This is a genomic window from Streptomyces coeruleoprunus, assembly GCF_039542925.1.
In the GTDB taxonomy this organism is placed as follows: domain Bacteria; phylum Actinomycetota; class Actinomycetes; order Streptomycetales; family Streptomycetaceae; genus Streptomyces; species Streptomyces coeruleoprunus.
Window position 1 is genome coordinate 3,437,372 of sequence record NZ_BAABIT010000001.1, and the last position, 15,644, is coordinate 3,453,015.

Genomic DNA, 15,644 nt, shown 5'->3' on the forward strand with positions numbered 1-15,644 from the left:
AAGCCGTGGAGAGTGGGTGCGGGATGAGCGCATGGGCGTCGTGGACGACGACCGGGGTGATCACGGGCACGGGTGGCGTGCGCACCAAGGAGCTGGGCGTCGTGACCGGTGACCTGACCGTGCACACGACCTGGTACGGCACGGAGGCGGACGTCGCGGTCCAGTACAGCGGCAGCTCGGAGTGGTACACGCTGGAGGGCAGCCCCGTGCCGTGCCACTCGGAGGAGGAGAGCCGGCGCCTCCACCAGGATGCGGTGGAGGCGGTCAAGGAGGGCAGGGGCGCGACCGTGTCCCCGCCGCCGCTGCGGGAATAGTCCGCAACACCCTTGTCACCTCGGGCGGTTCTCGTACGTCATCAATAGCGGTAGCCGTATCGATGACGTAACCCGCCGCGAGGATGTGACAGGTGAGCGAGAACGATTTTCTGGCCGCGCGCTTCGAGGAGCACCGTGCCCATCTGCGGGCCGTGGCCTACCGGATGCTGGGCTCGCTCGCCGAGGCCGAGGACGTCGTGCAGGAGGCCTGGCTGCGGCTGAGCCGCTCGGACGTCTCCGACGTGCGGAACCTGGGCGGCTGGCTGACCACCGTCGTCGGGCGCGTGTGCCTGGACATGCTGCGCTCGCGCACCACGCGGCGCGAGGAGCCGCTGCCGGAGCGGGACGGGCAGGCCGGGCTCCCCGACATGATCGTCAGCGGTCCGGGCGGCATGGATCCCGAGCAGGAGATACTCGTCGCCGACTCGGTCGGCATCGCGCTGATGGTCGTCCTGGACACGCTGTCCCCCGCGGAACGGCTCGCGTTCGTGCTGCACGACCTGTTCGCCGTGCCGTTCGACGAGATCGCGGCCGTGCTGGGCCGTAGCGCGGCCTCCACACGGCAGCTCGCCAGCCGCGCCCGCCGCCGCGTGCAGGGGGCGGCGCCCGCGCCGGACGCGGACCTGGGTACGCGGCGGCGGGTCGTGGACGCGTTCCTGACGGCCGCTCGCGGCGGGGACTTCGACGCGCTGCTCGCGGTCCTCGACCCCGACATCGTGGCGCGGTCCGACGGCGGCGCCGAGCGCCCGAGTCTGCTGCGGCGCGGGGCGGCCGAGGTGGCCTCGCAGGCGATCATGTTCGCCCGGTTCGCGGAGGCCGCCCACCCGGTCCTGATCAACGGCACGCCCGGTGTGCTGTCCGTCGCGGAGGGCCGGGCGCTGTCGCTCATGGCGTTCACGATCCGGGACGGCAGGGTCACCGCCCTCGACATCCTCACGGACCCGGAACGACTGGCCGGCATCGAGCTGGGCGTCGTGGAGGGCTGAGCGGGCGGCTGCCGGCGTACGGCAGCGGCGCTCGGCCCCGAGGCGGCCGTCGCGGGGGGGTGCCGGCGTACGGCAGCGGGCGTACCGGCGTACGGCCTCGGTGGTCGCGCCGGCGTACGGCGGCGGGATGCCGTACGCCGGTGTCGGCGCCGCCCGGTCGTCCGCGCCGGCCGGGTCCGGAGGTCTCCGGCCCGTCCGGTTCCGCGGCCTGAGACCGAGCGGTTTCGGCCAGGTAGAGTTTCACGGTCCGGGCCGACGGCGTCCCTGCCTCCTTCCCCGGCTCCTCCCCCTCCCCGCACACCTCGGCCGCCTGTCGGCGAGCAGCGCTGTGCCCGGCACGACAGGTCCCCGCTCCGTTGTCTTCCGCATCCCCCGCGTCCCCCGCTCCCCTCGCCGCGCGGCTGCGCCGTCTGCGTCCCGACTGGCTGAACGATCCGAAGGTCTGGCGCACCGAGGTGCTGGCCGGTCTCGTGGTCGCGCTCGCGCTGATACCCGAGGCCATCTCGTTCTCGATCATCGCGGGCGTGGATCCGGCGGTCGGCCTCTTCGCCTCCTTCACGATGGCCGTGACCATCGCGGTCGTCGGCGGGCGCCGGGCGATGATCTCGGCGGCGACCGGTGCGGTCGCGCTCGTCATCGCGCCGCTGAACCGGGAGCACGGCTTCGGGTACCTGGTCGCCGCGGTCATCCTGGCGGGTGTCCTCCAGGTGGTGCTGGGCGCCGTGGGCGTGGCGAAGCTCATGCGGTTCGTCCCGCGGTCGGTGATGGTCGGCTTCGTCAACTCCCTGGCCGTACTGATCTTCATGGCGCAGATCCCCGAGATGCGGGACGTGCCGTGGCCGGTGTATCCGCTGATCCTCGGCGGGCTGGCGCTGATGGTGTTCTTCCCGAAGGTGACGACGGTGGTCCCGGCGCCGCTGGTCTCGATCGTGGTCCTCACGCTCATCACGGTCGGGGCGGGCATCGCCGTACCGACCGTGGGCGACAAGGGGGCGCTGCCGTCGTCGCTGCCGGTGCCCGGGCTGCCGGACGTGCCGTTCACGTTCGAGACGCTGGCGACCGTCGCGCCGTACGCCTTCGCGATGGCGCTGGTGGGCCTGATGGAGTCGCTGATGACGGCGAAGCTGGTCGACGACATCACCGACACGCACTCCGACAAGACGCGCGAGTCGATCGGCCAGGGGGTCGCGAACATCGTCACCGGCTTCTTCGGCGGCATGGGCGGCTGCGCGATGATCGGCCAGACGATGATCAACGTGAAGGTGTCGGGCGCCCGGACGCGTCTCTCGACGTTCCTCGCCGGGGCGTTCCTGATGGTGCTGTGCATCGTTTTCGGGCCGGTCGTCTCCGACATCCCGATGGCCGCGCTGGTGGCCGTGATGGTCATGGTGTCGTTCGCGACGTTCGACTGGCACTCGGTGGCCCCGAAGACGCTGCGGCGGATGCCGGCCGGGGAGATCGCCGTCATGGTCGTCACCGTCGCCTGCGTGGTGGCGACGCACAACCTGGCGATCGGCGTCGTCGTCGGCTCGGTCGCCGCGATGGTCGTCTTCGCCCGCCGTGTCGCCCACCTCGCGGACGTCACCGCCGTGACCGACCCCGAGGGCGGCACGGTGGTCTACCGGGTGACGGGCGAGCTGTTCTTCGCCTCGTCGAACGACCTGGTCGGGCGGTTCGACTACGCCGGTGACCCGGACAGGGTCGTCATCGACCTCAGCGCCGCGCACGTCTGGGACGCCTCGTCCGTCGCCGCGCTCGACGCGATCGGGACGAAGTACGCCCGGCGCGGCAAGCACGTCGAGATCACCGGCCTGAACGGGCCCAGCGCCCGCCTGCACGACCGGCTCACCGGCGAACTCACGGGCGCGCACTGACCGCGCGGCCGGCGTACCCGCTGGTCCGCCGCGCCCGTACACCGCTGTGACGAGCGGAAACCGGTCGGCGTAGCACTCAAGTAGGACTCTACGACCATCACGGAGAGGGACAACCTCCGTCCGCCCACACCGTCTTGATCGGAAAGGGATTCAGTTCGGCACGAGCACGACGGTGGGTCGTATGGCACAGGGCAAGGCATCCGCTCCGGAGTACCAGGGCGCGTTGGGGTCGTTGTCGGTCAACTCCTCGCTGACCGACGTACTGGCCAAGGGAGTCGAGGAGCTGCGGGCGGCGGAGGCGGCCGGGGAGCCGCGGGAGATGGCGCGGTGCGGGCTCGCGGTCGCGGAGGCGTGCCGCCGGCTCGGCCGGGTCGAGGAGGCGGACCGGGCGTGGAAGGCGAGCTACCGCGCCGCACGCTCCGCCGGCGACGTCGCGGCGATGGCGTGGGCGCTGTGGAGCGGCGGCACGCTGGCGCGGCAGCGGGGCGCGTTCCCGCTGGCGTACCGGCTGCTGCGGCTGGCCGCGGAGTTCGGCGAGCACGGCGGCGACATCGTCGTACGGGGCTACTCGCTGGCCGGGCTCGCCGAGACCGGGCGCATCCAGGGCGACTACCAGGCGGTCGGCGAACTGCACGAGCAGCTGCTCGCCGAGGCCCGCAAGCGGGGCGAGGCGCGGCACACGGTGTGGGCGCTGGAGGGCATCGCGCAGATGCACCGCAACACCGGCGACTACGACAGGGCCCTCGCGCTCTTCGAGGAGGCCGCCGAGACCGCCGGGCGCGCCGACGACCGGCGCGGCCGGGCCTGGGCGCTGCGCGGCATCGCCGACGTCCTGTCCGTACGGGACGGGGATGTGGAGCGGGCGCTGGAGCTGCTGGCCGAGGCGGAGGTCGCCTGCCGCGAGATGAGGCTGTCCAGCGCGCTCGCGTACAACCACAAGATGCGCGCCAACGTGCTGTACCGGGCCGGGCGGTACGAGGAGGCCCGGGACGGCTACGCGCGGGCGCTGGCCGAGTTCCGCGAGATGGAGGAGCCGCGCGGGACGGCGCTGGCCCGGCTGGGCCTCGCCAAGGCGCTGGCCCGGCTCGGGCGGGACGCCGGGGAGACGGCCGCGGAGCTGTCGGAGCTGCGTGACACCCTGGACCGGATCGGGCTGCGGCACGCGCGCGAGATGGTCGAGAAGGCGGCGGCCGAGCTGGGGGTGGCGCCGCTGCCCGTGACGGACGGCGCCCGCGGTGGGCGCAGAAACGATTCTTTTCCCGAGGGGCCCGTGCCCGAGCTGCCCGTGACTCAGGGGGCCGTGCCCGAGCTGCCCGTGACCGACGAGGAGACGCCGCGATGACCACTTCCCTCACCGCGACGCTCGACGTCCCTCAGGCGCCGCTCCGCGACGTGCCCGCGCTCCTGGGCCGCTGCCGGGCCCTGGTACGGCCCCGGCTGGCCGCCGCGATCGGCGGGCTGCACCCGTGGACGGGCGAGATGTCCGCGTACGCGCTGGGGTGGCGGGACGTCGACGGTACGCCCGACCCGGACGCGTCCGAGGGCAAGGGTGTGCGCCAGACGCTCGCCGTGCTGGGCGCGGAGGCCGCCGGGGCCGACGGGCGGGCGGCGGTGCCGGGCGCGGTGGCGGTGGAGCTGGTCCACGCCTTCTCGCTGCTGCACGACGACATCATGGACGGCGACGTGCTGCGCAGGCAGCGCGAGACGGTGTGGAAGGCGTACGGCACCGGGCCCGCCGTGCTCGCCGGCGACGCGCTCTTCGCCCTCGCGGTGCAGAGCCTGGCCGAGACCCCCGGGCCGCACACCGGCGAGGCCGTACGGCGGCTGTGCGCGACGCTCACGGAACTGGTCGAGGGCCAGGCGGAGGACCTGCTGTTCGAGTCCCGGCCCTGGACCGGGCCGGACGCCGTACTGCCGGAGCAGTACCGGGCGATGGCCGAGCGCAAGACGGGCGCCCTGCTGGGCTGCGCGGCCGCCCTCGGCGCGCTCCTGGGCGGCGCGCCCGCGGAGACGGTCGCCGCACTGGACCTGGCGGGGCGGCACATGGGCGTGGCCTTCCAGGCCGTGGACGACCTGCTCGGCATCTGGGGCGACCCGGCCGTCACGGGCAAGCCGGTCCACGGGGACCTGCGCCGGCGGAAGAAGACGTACCCGGTGCTGGCGGCCCTGTCCGCGGAGGGCCCGGCGTCCCGCGAACTGGCCGCGCTGCTGGAGGCCGCGGACGAGGACGCGGCGCCCCGGGCGGCGGCCCTGGTCGAGGAGGCGGGCGGCCGCGCGGCCACGGTGGCGGAGGCCCACCACCACCTGGACGCGGCCCGCACGTGCCTGCGGGAGGCGCCCCTGACGGAGCCCGCGGCCCTCTCCATCGAGTCCCTGCTGGACTTCCTGCTGCACAGGGCGTCCTGAAGCCCGCGGCCGGCTTCGTCATCGCACACGGGGAACCCGCGCGACCGTCACCGCGTCACGCTCCGGCACGGCGTCCGGGCCAGTCCCGGTCCCGGTCCGTGAGCACCGCCGCGGTGGCGCGGGCGAAGGCGTCCGGGCTGTCCGGCATGATGTCGTGTCCGCGGTCCGGGACCTCTTCCACCCGCCCGTCAGGAACTCCTGCTCGGAACAGGAAGCGATGCCGCTGCTGCCTGCCGGGGCGGGGGAGAGAAGAGATCAGCCAGCGGATCCGAGCCGCCCCCGCGCGGCGCGGCCGCGGGCGCCGGCCCGTCCGCCCGGGTCCCGCCGATGAGTTCGGGCCGGCTGCGGAGTCAGTACGGGCATGACTGCCATGAACAAGCCGCCGGTCGTCTCCCGTCGGGAGTGGCTGGCCGCAAACGAGGCCCTGCGCGCCCGGGAGAAGGCGCACACCCGGGAGGGCGATGCGATCGCCGCCGCACGGCGGCGGCTGCCCATGACCGAGGTCGACCCGTCGACTCCGCTCGTCGGAGGCAACGGACAAGTCCCCCTGCTCGACGTCTTCGAGGGCCGTACCCAGCTGTTCGCGTCGTATCACATGTGGCTCGACGGCCGGCCCGCCGCCGGCCAGTGCGAAGGCTGCACCTTCTTCACCGGCCAGGTCCGCGAACTGTCCTACCTGCACCAGCGGGACGTCACGTTCGCCGTCTTCTGCCAGGGCCCCTACGAGGAGTCCGACCGCTACCGCCGTTTCATGGGCTGGGAGCTGCCCTGGTACTCCGTGCCCGCCGAGTCCCACGAACGGCTCGTCGCCGGCCGCCACTTCGGGATGAAGGCGTGCTACCTCCGCGACGGGGACCGCGTCTACGAGACGTACTGGACCACCGGCCGAGGGGTCGAGCCCATGGCACCGGCCTACGGCATCCTGGACATGACCGTCCACGGACGGCAGGAGACCTGGGAGGACTCCCCGCCGGGCTGGCCGCAGCCGTATGAGACCCATGGCCAGCAGTTCAGCAAGGACGGACGGCCGACCCCGCAGTGGGCACGGATCGCCGCCGGGCACGACGACGACCTCCACGGCGGACAGTCCGGCACGGGCACCCCGGGCAGCGCGGGCTGCTGCGGCTGAGCCCGGACCCGACTGCCACAGCGGAACCACCGCCCAAAGACCGCGGAGGGCACAGCACACGCGCCCACCGCGGTCTGGTCCCGCCCGATCTCCGCTCCTTGAACGTCTTCCGCCGATCACCAACTCCTGTGCCGACGGTCGGCACAGCGCGCGCACCCCTCGCGCTGCCCTTGCGCAGTCCGGATGAACCTGTCGCGAAGCCCGTGGGCGCGTGTGCCGATCCGGTCATCACTGCCATTACCGGTCACGAGAAGGAGCAGTGGCGATGCGATGGTGGGCAGATACGGGGGCCGGAAGGGCAGGTGTCACCTCGGTGGCGCAACGGCTTGGCCAACGGGCGATCATCCGGGCATTGGCAGCCGTGCTCGCAGCCTGGACGAGCATCGGATTCGTCACCACCGACGCCCATGCCCAGGCGCCGCTGTGCCTGCTCCGGGAGGCGGAGATCGTCGCCACGCCCGGCACGCCGACCTATGGCACCCCACATCCGGACGTCATCGTCGGCACGCCGGGCAATGACACCATCTACGGTCTCGGCGGCGACGACCGGATCTGCGGGCTCGGTGGCGACGACGTCCTCGACGGCGGGCTCGGGGACGACAGCATGGTCGGCGACGTGTGGAGCCGGGACGGTGATGCCTCCGGAAACGGGGGTGACACGCTCCGGGGAGGACCCGGCAATGACCGCTTGTACGGTGACAGCTACGGCTTTTTCGTCGATGCCACCGGTGGCGGCGTCGACCGTCTCGTCGGCGGAGGCGGTGGCGACACCCTCGTCGGGGACAGCTTCAGCCTTGACGGCATTGCCACTGGCGGAGGTTCCGATCGCCTCGACGGTGGCGCGGACGCCGACTATCTCGTCGGAGACTCCTTCTCAGTGGGCAACAGCGCGTCCGGCGGTGGCGACGACCACCTCGTCGGCGGGGAGGGCAACGATGAAATCGTCGGCGATTCCAATGCGGATGGTGGCGACACGAGCGGCGCTGGCAGCGACGTGCTGCTGGGAGGCCCGGGAACCAGGGACTTCCTCATCGGTGACGGGGGCTTCACCTTCAACGGCCACGGCAGTGGCGGCAACGACTTCCTGGACCTGGGCACCGATGGGGGATACGCCGCAGTCGGCGACCACAACGCCTACTACAGGGACATCGGGGCGGCATTCGGCGCCGGCAACGACCGGATCACCGGTGGCACTGCGAACGACATCCTCGTCGGCGACAGTTCCGTGTCGGCCGGCACACCGCAGAGCGCAGGCCGCGATGTCCTGACTGCCGGTGGGGGCGACGACAGAGTGTTCGGCGACAACACCGACTACCTTGCCACCCGGACCGTCGGGCCCGCCGGCGGCAGTGACCGACTCAGTGGCGGCGACGGGGCCGATACGCTCAAGGCAGGCCCGAGCGACGACTTTCTGGACGGCGGGCCCGGTTCCCCGGACGACTGCGACGGCGAGGAGGGAACCGACGTCGCGTCCCGCTGTGAGGTGACCGCGGGCATCCCCTGATGGGCGCAGCCCCGCACCGAGCGGCGTCGCGGGCCCCCGCGTCACCGGAAGGCTCCGACACCCGTGGATACGCCGGCTCGGACGAAGTGAGTACGGGTGCTCATGTGGGTGTCGGCCGGGATCCTGCAGGGTGCGTGCATGCGAGCGATATCCCTCCCGAAGCATGTGCTGGTGGTCCTGCTCGGCTGCATGGTCCTGACGGGCTGTGGCACTCAGGAAGCCACCACCGATCACACCCCCGCGGGGAGCGCCGTCTCGGCCACCACCCCGCCGGACGCTCCGCCGAACGGCGACGATCCGGAGATGCGGTTCCTCGCGTTGACGACCCGCGTCACGCAGGGCTGCGCTCCGGACACGCCCCACGGCGCCGGCAGCGGTGGCGTGCCCGGGCCCGAGGACCTGTCGGGTGCGCCCGCACCGGCTTACGGGCCGGGCGAGACCCCGCCGGGTGTGCCGAGCGCCGAGGGAGACATACCGGTTCCCGTGCCCGATCCCGCACCGTCGAAGCCGACCCCTGGCTCCGCCGGGCCCATGTCGGTCGAGGCCGTTCCGCTGACCGCCATCGAGAAGTGCAGCGGCAACGAGCACGCGCAGCGCATCGGCGAGGCGTTCACGAACACGACGACCGGCTACCAGGCGATGCACAAGACACTGACAGGCCTGGACTACCCGGCGTCGCGGGTTCACCGGATGCCGGACCATGCCGGCGCGCCCCGGGCGAGGCTCGACCTGCGGATGATGGGCAGCCACTTGGCACTGGAGGTCACCCGCACCACCAGCGGGGTGATCGTCGAAGCGTTCGGCGCTCCGGAGACGGAGGATGTGAAGGTGACCGACGTGCGGCGGAAGCCGGAGCCTGACGCGCCCGCGTCCTGACCGGATCGCACGCACTGGCCGGCGGCCCCGTGGCTACAGGTTGTCGCCCCAGCCGCCCTGGATCATCGTCTGGAACGCCCACGTGCCCTTCCGCCGGATCAGGATGTCGGCGTAGCGGAGCTGCTGGGTGTGGCCCTCCGTCGTCATCGTCGAGTCCGTGAAGACCACGGCCATGGACGGGGACAGGAACACCGGCGTACGGGTGGACTCGAAGGTGATGTCCGCGCTGCCCTCCCCCATCACGTGCGTCATCGTCGCCACGAACCGCTCGCGGTCCCACTGTGCCGAACGGCCGTCGCCCGCCGAGTCGTCGCTCACCAGGTTGAGCGGGAACACCGCCATGTCGGCCATGCGCTCGACGTCGCGCCGCGCGCTGCGCGCGTCGTACTCGGTGAACCAGGCGTCCAGGCTCGCGCGGTCCTCGGCGGTGGGGGTGTAGCCGGTGTCGGGCAGAAAGGTCATGCAGGCTCCTGTCGGGATCCGGTCGCATACAGTCGTCAACTTTGACTAGCGAGAAGGTACATCCCCTGTGGAGCGGTAGTCAAACTTGATTAGACGTGGTGGGCGTCACATTCCTTCCCGTGCCGCGTTGTCCCCTTCGTCACCCCGCTCCCTCCCGAGGAGATCCCCCCATGAAGCGCATCCTCGCCGCCGCGGGCACCGCGGCCACCGCGGCCGCCGCCCTGTCCGGCCTGGCCACCGCCACCCCCGCCGCCGCAGTCGCGCCCGGGCCGCTCGACGGTGCCGGGCAGCTGGTCGGCGCGACCAGCGGCATGGGCGTCCAGGGCGCCACGACCTACGCCACCGGCATGGCTCAGGTCGTCCGCGGCATGCAGTAGCCCGGGAACCGCCGGACCATGGAGGCATGGGCTTCGCCGACGACCACCTCGTGCCCCTCGTCGACCAGGGCCTCGGCAACAGCGCCTACCTGGTGGACCTCGGTGACGGCCGCGCGCTGGCCGTGGACGCGAGCCGGGACCTGCGCGGGCTGCGCGCCGAGGCGGGGCGCCGCGGCCTGACCGTCGCGTTCGCCGCCGACACCCACCTGCACGCCGACTTCCTGTCCGGCGCCCCGCAGTTGGCGCACGACGAGGGCGCCGCCGTCCTGGCGTCCGCCGACGGGCACCGGCGGTTCCCGCACCGCGGCCTGCGGGACGGCGACGAGGTGGACCTGGGCGGGCTGACCCTCCGGGCGCTGGCCACGCCGGGCCACACCGACGAGCACCTGTCGTTCCTGCTCCTGGACGACGGCCGCGTCATCGGCGTGTTCAGCGGCGGTTCGCTCATCGTGGACTCCGCCGCCCGCACCGACCTGCTCGGCGCGGACCGGGCCGAGGAGCTGGCCCGCGCCCAGTACCGGTCGCTGCGCCGGCTGGCCGAGCTGCCGGACGCGACGGCCCTGTGGCCCACGCACGGCGCGGGCTCCTACTGCTCCGCCCCGTCGCACGGCGAGCGCACCAGCACCATCGGGGCCCAGCGGCGCGACAACCCGCTGCTGGCCGCGCCCGACGAGGACGCGTTCGTACGCGGCCTCCTCGACGGCCTCGGCAGCTACCCGGCCTACTTCGACCGGCTCGCCGAGGTGAACCGGCGCGGGCCCGGCGTCGTACGGGGAACGCCGGAGCCGCCGCCCGTGCCGGCCGCGCGGGCGCGGGAGCTGATCGCCGACGGCGCGTACGTGGTCGACGTACGCCCCGTCGAGGCCTTCGCCGCAGGGCACGTCCCCGGGGCCGTGTCGCTGCCGCTGCGCCCCCCGTTCGCGAGCCGGCTCGGCTGGCTGCTGCCCGACGACGTCCCGCTCGTCGTGGTCACCGCTCCCGCGCAGGACCTCGCCGAGCTCACCTGGCAGGCCCTGAAGATCGGGTACGAACGGCTCGCCGGGCGCCTCGCCATGGCCTCCTGGACGGGCGCCGGCGAGGAGACGCGGACCCTGGAGCTGCTGCCGCCCGAGCGCGTCGACGCCGACCGCCCGGTCCTCGACGTCCGGCAGCGGGCCGAGCACCGCACCGGCGTCGTCCCCGGCGCCCTCACCATCGAACTGGGCGCCCTGCCCTCCCGTACGGCCGAGGTGCCCGACGGGACCCTGGTGCACTGCGCGAGCGGACAGCGCGCGACGACCGCCGCCAGCCTCCTCCAGCGCGCGGGGCGCCGCGGCCTGTCCGTGCTGACCGGCGGCCCGGCCGACTGGGCACGCGCCACGGGCCGGTCGCTCGACGTCCCGGCGTAACCCCCGAACTACCCTGTGCTCACCGCCGGTTGTTTGCAGACTCGAAACCTTCGAGGACGCGCAAACCCCCGTGCGGGTTCCGCTTCCGCGCGGTGATGACTCCCACAGCGGTTTCCGGCCATACCCCGCCCCGCGCCGGTGAAGAATGGTCAACGACCAAGGAGCCGGTACCGGGGAGCCGTGGGGCACGGGGGTGCCACGGCGGTGCCGGCTCCGCCCATTGGGCCACACCGGCACCCGGGTCCATCGCCACCGCGAAGGGCGGCCACCGTGAACGGACGTCGTCGGAAGAAGCTCGCCAAGCGCCTCGTCACCGCCGCGTACCTGGGCGAACTCGCCGAGGTGCGCGCCCTCCTGAAGGCCGGCGCCCAGCCCGGCACACCGAACCCCGACGGGACGACGCCCCTGTACGCCGCGTCCGTGCACGGCGCCGCCGACGTCGTCCGCGTCCTGCTGGAGGCGGGCGCCGAGCCCGACGTCGAGAGCGGCCACGGCGACGAGGGCACTCCCCTGTGCGGCGCCGCCTCCTGGGGGCACACCGAGACGGTGCGCGCCCTGCTGGAGCACGGCGCCGACCCGGCGCTCCGCGAGGACCGCGGCACGGGCAACACGCCCCTGGACTGGGCCGCCGCCGGCCCCCACCCCGACGTACTCCGGCTCCTGACGGAGGCGGGTGCCGGGGCGGGGGCCACACAGGCGTCCACGACGCCTCCTACGACGACATCAGGTTCAGCGCCGGCTTGAGCGCCGTGGCGCGGCGCGCGGCCAGCACACCCGCCGCCGTCGCGCCCACGACCGAGGTGAGCGCGGCCGTCAACAGCGCCGTCAGCCCCACGCTCACCGGCAGCCCCGTGTCCTCGGCGCCCGCCGCGGCGTGCCCCTCGGCACCGGGCGGGCCCGTGACGATCTCCGGCGTCGGCAGGTACGACAGGAGCCCGGCGAGGCCGATCCCGACGACGATGCCGACGGCCGCCCCCGTCAGCCCGAGGACCAGCGCCTCCAGGCCGAACGCCCGGACGACGTCCCTGCGCCGCCAGCCCACGGCCATCAGCACGCCGATCTCCCGGATGCGTTCGGCGACGAGGCCGCGCAGCGCGGTCCAGCTCAGCAGCAGTCCGCCGACCGCGCCCACGAGCGCGGCGATCGTGGAGAACCGCGCGGAGATCCGGCCCACCGCGCCCATGATCTGCACCAGGCTGTCCGGTGTGATCGCGCTGACGGTCCCGAGGCGGTCGGTGATCCGGCCGGTGACCTCCTCCGTGTCGGAGGAGTTGCCGACCTGCACGTGCACCTGGTTCACCTCCCCGGCCTTCAGCCCGGCCACCTGCTGGGCGTCGGCGAGCGGGACGTAGATGTTCGCGGCGGCGGCCTGGCTGGAGTCCCTGACCTCCAGGATGCCGACCACGGCGAACTCCCGCGGGCCCACCTTCACCCGGTCGCCGACCTTCATGTCGTAGAAGGCCGCGTAGTGCTGGTCCAGGACGGCCACGCCCCGCTCGCGCGCGGTGAACGCCCGGCCCTTGACGAGGTCGCGGGCGAGGACGCGGCCCGGGCCGACCTCCCGCTGCGACGGGTCGACTCCCGCGACCGTGATCGTCGAGCGGGGCCCGAAGTCCCAGATCTGCAGCGAGCCGACGGCGACGCTCACCCCGCCCACGGACCGCACCTCGGCCACGTCGGCCGGGCTGAACGTGGACAGGCCGAACGGCAGCCGTACGCCCCGGGCCGTCTGCTGCGAGGGCGCGGCGCCGTCGGGACGGGTCAGGATCACATCGGCCGCGACGCCCGCCAGTGGCGCCCGCGCGGCCTCCCGGAACCCGGCGCCGAGCGAGGTCAGCGCCACGATCAGCGCGGCGCCCAGCGCCACCGCGCCGACGACGGCGAACGCCCGCCGGCCGCGGTGCCGCAGCTGGGACCGTACGTAGGTACGCATCCCGATGGCCCGCGCCGAGCCACCGGCACCCGCCCGCTCCCGCGTGCCCGCCCCGCCTGCAGGCGTCACGAGGTGCCGCCCTCGGTGCGCTCCTTCAGCGCGCGGTCGAGGTCGTCCATCCGCCAGTCGCCCTCGGCGGCCTTCATCGGCGCGCGCCCGATCGGGAAGCCGCGGAAGCGCACCTTCCCGTCGATGAGTACGGCGATCATGACGTGGCCGGTCAGGTCGTGGCCGGCGGCGAAGTCCTTGCCGTCCGCGGTGTCCGCGTCGTGCCGGAAGACCGTGACCTTGCCCTCGTACGTGTCGAGGACCTTGTCGATGTCCTCCAGGACCGGCTTGACCGGCGGGTGGTTCAGGTACACCAGGTCGACGCCCACGGTGCCGGGCGACGGGGCGGGGTCCTTCTTGGTGTCCTCCGTCGCACACCCGGAGAGCAGCAGACCGGCGGCCACCACCAGAGCGGTGAGCGGAGTGGTGAACGCGCGCCTCATCCGACGACCTCGCCGTCCTGGACGCGGATCTGCCGGTCGGCGGCGGCCGCCACCTTGTCGTCGTGGGTGACCACGACGAGCGCGAAGCCCGTTTCCTTCCGGAGCCGTTGGAACATGTCGAGGATCTCCTTGCCGGTGGTGCTGTCGAGGTTGCCGGTCGGTTCGTCGGCGAGGACCAGGGACGGCTCGCCGACCAGTGCGCGGGCGATGGCGACGCGCTGCTGCTCGCCGCCGGACAGCTGGCCGGGGCGGTGGCCGGTGCGGTGGCCGAGGCCGACCTGCTCCAGGCGGCGTTCGGCGCGGGCGCGGCGTTCGGCGGCGCTCATCCGGAGCGGGTAGAGCGGCACGGCGACGTTCTCGACGGCGGACAGGGTGGGGATCAGGTGGAACGCCTGGAAGACGAGCCCCACGTGGTCGCGCCGCCACTGGGCAAGGGCGTCCTCCCCCGTGGGGAGTTCCTCACCCATGCTGGTGATGGTTCCGGCGTCGGGCGAGTCGAGACCGGCGAGCAGGTTGAGCAGGGTGCTCTTGCCGGAGCCGGATCGGCCGACGATCGCCAGGAACTCCCCGGCGCGGACGCTCACGTCCACTCCGGCGACGGCGGTGACGGTGCCGAAGGACTTCCGCAGTCCCTCGGCCCGCAGGACCTCATCAGACACGCCATGCCTCCATCGGTTTGATCCCCGCCGCGCGGCGCGCGGCGAACAGGCTGACCAGTCCCGCCGTGCCCAGGCTCACCACGGCCGCGACCCCGATGAGCAGCGGGCCCATCGAGGCGTCGAGCGGCACGGTGAGGGACAGCTGCCGGGCGCCGCCGGCGAGGAAGTGCGGGGTGGGGCTCAGCTCCCACGGGACCGGCACGGTGACCTCCGTACGGCTCAGCAGCCAGGTCACCGCCCCGGCGACGGCCACGCCGAGGCCGAGGCCGAGCAGGGTGACGGCCGTGGTCTCGGCGGTGAGCTGCGCGGTGACCGAGCGGCGGGGCCAGCCGACCGCGCGCAGCACGGCCACGTCACGGCGCCGCTCGGCGAGGTTGGCGGTGACCGTACGGGCCAGGCCGGCCGCGGCGACGAGCAGCGCGGCGGCGCCGACGAGCAGGCCGAGCCGGTCGATCAGGGTGAACGTCGAGCCGAGCACCTTGTCGAAGGACTGCGGCGTGGTCAGCAGCGCGTCCTTGCCGAGCAGGCCCTGGATGTCCTGCGCGACGGCGGCGCTGCGGGCGGGCTGGGCGGTGACGAAGACCATGTTCACGTCGTTCGCGCCGGTCAGGCCCGCCCGGGCGGTCAACTGCTGGGCGTCGCGCAGCGGTACGTACACGTTGGCGTTGGCGATCTGGCCGGCGCGGCTGCTGTCGACGAGGCCGACCACCTCGAACGGTCGGCCGTCGACGGCGACCGAGGCGCCGACCTTCAGCTTCTTCTGCTCGGCGTAGCTGGCGTCGACGACGGCGGCGCCGGAGTCCCGCTCGGTCAGGAACCGCCCCTCGCGCACCCCGGCGCGCAGCCGCCCCGGGCCGGTGTCGGCGGCCGGGTCGACGCCCAGGGCGACGACGAGGTCGTCGTCCTGGAAGGACCACAGGAACAGGGCGCGGCTGATCTCCTCGACGCCCTCGACGCGGCGCATCCCGTCGACCTCGGCGCCGGTGATGGGCGCGGCGGAGTGCGGGAACACGACCCCTTCGAACGCCTCGGGGCGGTCGCCCTCGCGCTGGGCGACGATGTCGGTGCCGATCTCCGCGAGCGGGGCCCGCGCCGCCTCGCGGTAGCCGCTGCCGTACGCCTGGAGGCTCAGGAACAGCGCCAGGCCGATGGCGAGGCTGATCGCGCCGGTAAGGGTTCTGGTGGGGCGGCCGAGGAGTTCGGCCCGGACGAAATGGCTGCGCACGTGATGGTCTCCTCCTGTGG

General features: G+C 73.4%; 16 protein-coding genes. 11 read left to right on the forward strand and 5 right to left on the reverse strand.

Features of this window, described 5'->3' with window-relative positions; translation table 11 throughout:
* The first annotated feature begins 23 nt into the window (after positions 1-23).
* From ABEB09_RS15130 to ABEB09_RS15165, 8 genes are all read left to right on the forward strand, one after another.
* The gene (locus tag ABEB09_RS15130; protein ID WP_345690432.1) at positions 24-314 is read left to right on the forward strand and encodes a hypothetical protein; all 291 of its coding nucleotides are present in this window, start codon (positions 24-26) and stop codon (positions 312-314) included.
* Between the two features lie 92 nt (positions 315-406).
* Positions 407-1,300, forward strand: coding sequence for a sigma-70 family RNA polymerase sigma factor (locus ABEB09_RS15135; RefSeq protein ID WP_345690433.1), 894 nt, complete (start codon positions 407-409; stop codon positions 1,298-1,300).
* Between the two features lie 356 nt (positions 1,301-1,656).
* Complete coding sequence (locus ABEB09_RS15140; RefSeq protein WP_345690434.1) at positions 1,657-3,174, forward strand: SulP family inorganic anion transporter; 1,518 nt, start codon at positions 1,657-1,659, stop codon at positions 3,172-3,174.
* Positions 3,175-3,355: 181 nt separating this feature from the next.
* Positions 3,356-4,516, forward strand: a complete 1,161-nt coding sequence (locus ABEB09_RS15145) for a tetratricopeptide repeat protein (RefSeq protein WP_345690435.1) — start codon at positions 3,356-3,358, stop codon at positions 4,514-4,516.
* Complete coding sequence (locus ABEB09_RS15150; RefSeq protein WP_345690436.1) at positions 4,513-5,580, forward strand: polyprenyl synthetase family protein; 1,068 nt, start codon at positions 4,513-4,515, stop codon at positions 5,578-5,580. The genes ABEB09_RS15145 and ABEB09_RS15150 overlap by 4 nt, the downstream gene beginning before the upstream one ends.
* A gap of 361 nt (positions 5,581-5,941) precedes the next feature.
* Positions 5,942-6,709: a DUF899 family protein gene (locus tag ABEB09_RS15155; protein WP_345690437.1), complete on the forward strand. Its 768-nt coding sequence runs from the start codon at positions 5,942-5,944 to the stop codon at positions 6,707-6,709.
* 313 nt (positions 6,710-7,022) lie between these two features.
* Complete coding sequence (locus ABEB09_RS15160) at positions 7,023-8,213, forward strand: calcium-binding protein (protein WP_345690438.1); 1,191 nt, start codon at positions 7,023-7,025, stop codon at positions 8,211-8,213.
* 138 nt (positions 8,214-8,351) lie between these two features.
* Complete coding sequence (locus ABEB09_RS15165; protein ID WP_345690439.1) at positions 8,352-9,089, forward strand: hypothetical protein; 738 nt, start codon at positions 8,352-8,354, stop codon at positions 9,087-9,089.
* Between the two features lie 33 nt (positions 9,090-9,122).
* On the opposite strand, the gene ABEB09_RS15170 is transcribed toward ABEB09_RS15165, so the two are convergent.
* Positions 9,123-9,551 carry a nuclear transport factor 2 family protein gene (locus tag ABEB09_RS15170; protein WP_345690440.1) on the reverse strand — a complete coding sequence of 143 codons (429 nt, stop codon included), beginning with the start codon at positions 9,549-9,551 and terminating at the stop codon, positions 9,123-9,125.
* A gap of 170 nt (positions 9,552-9,721) precedes the next feature.
* Between ABEB09_RS15170 and ABEB09_RS15175 the strand changes: the two genes are divergently transcribed.
* The 3 genes from ABEB09_RS15175 to ABEB09_RS15185 all read left to right on the forward strand — a co-directional run bounded on the left by ABEB09_RS15175 (position 9,722) and on the right by ABEB09_RS15185 (position 12,060).
* On the forward strand, positions 9,722-9,928 hold the full coding sequence (locus ABEB09_RS15175) for a hypothetical protein (RefSeq protein WP_345690441.1): 207 nt from the start codon (positions 9,722-9,724) through the stop codon (positions 9,926-9,928).
* A 26-nt stretch (positions 9,929-9,954) separates the two neighbouring features.
* Positions 9,955-11,316, forward strand: coding sequence for an MBL fold metallo-hydrolase (locus tag ABEB09_RS15180; protein WP_345690442.1), 1,362 nt, complete (start codon positions 9,955-9,957; stop codon positions 11,314-11,316).
* A 270-nt stretch (positions 11,317-11,586) separates the two neighbouring features.
* Positions 11,587-12,060, forward strand: coding sequence for an ankyrin repeat domain-containing protein (locus ABEB09_RS15185; RefSeq protein ID WP_345690443.1), 474 nt, complete (start codon positions 11,587-11,589; stop codon positions 12,058-12,060).
* Here ABEB09_RS15185 and ABEB09_RS15190 read toward each other — a convergent pair.
* From ABEB09_RS15190 to ABEB09_RS15205, 4 genes are read right to left on the reverse strand one after another with little or no spacing between them, the layout of a single operon-like run.
* Complete coding sequence (locus tag ABEB09_RS15190) at positions 12,029-13,318, reverse strand: ABC transporter permease (protein ID WP_345690444.1); 1,290 nt, start codon at positions 13,316-13,318, stop codon at positions 12,029-12,031. The two genes, ABEB09_RS15185 and ABEB09_RS15190, sit on opposite strands and share 32 nt — an antisense overlap.
* Positions 13,315-13,740 (reverse strand): hypothetical protein, encoded by a 426-nt coding sequence (locus ABEB09_RS15195; RefSeq protein WP_345690445.1) that lies wholly within the window; start codon positions 13,738-13,740, stop codon positions 13,315-13,317. The genes ABEB09_RS15190 and ABEB09_RS15195 overlap by 4 nt, the downstream gene beginning before the upstream one ends.
* On the reverse strand, positions 13,737-14,399 hold the full coding sequence (locus ABEB09_RS15200) for an ABC transporter ATP-binding protein (protein WP_345690446.1): 663 nt from the start codon (positions 14,397-14,399) through the stop codon (positions 13,737-13,739). Before ABEB09_RS15200 ends, ABEB09_RS15195 begins: the two co-directional genes overlap by 4 nt.
* Positions 14,392-15,624 (reverse strand): ABC transporter permease, encoded by a 1,233-nt coding sequence (locus ABEB09_RS15205; RefSeq protein WP_345690447.1) that lies wholly within the window; start codon positions 15,622-15,624, stop codon positions 14,392-14,394. The genes ABEB09_RS15200 and ABEB09_RS15205 overlap by 8 nt, the downstream gene beginning before the upstream one ends.
* Positions 15,625-15,644 lie beyond the last annotated feature (20 nt).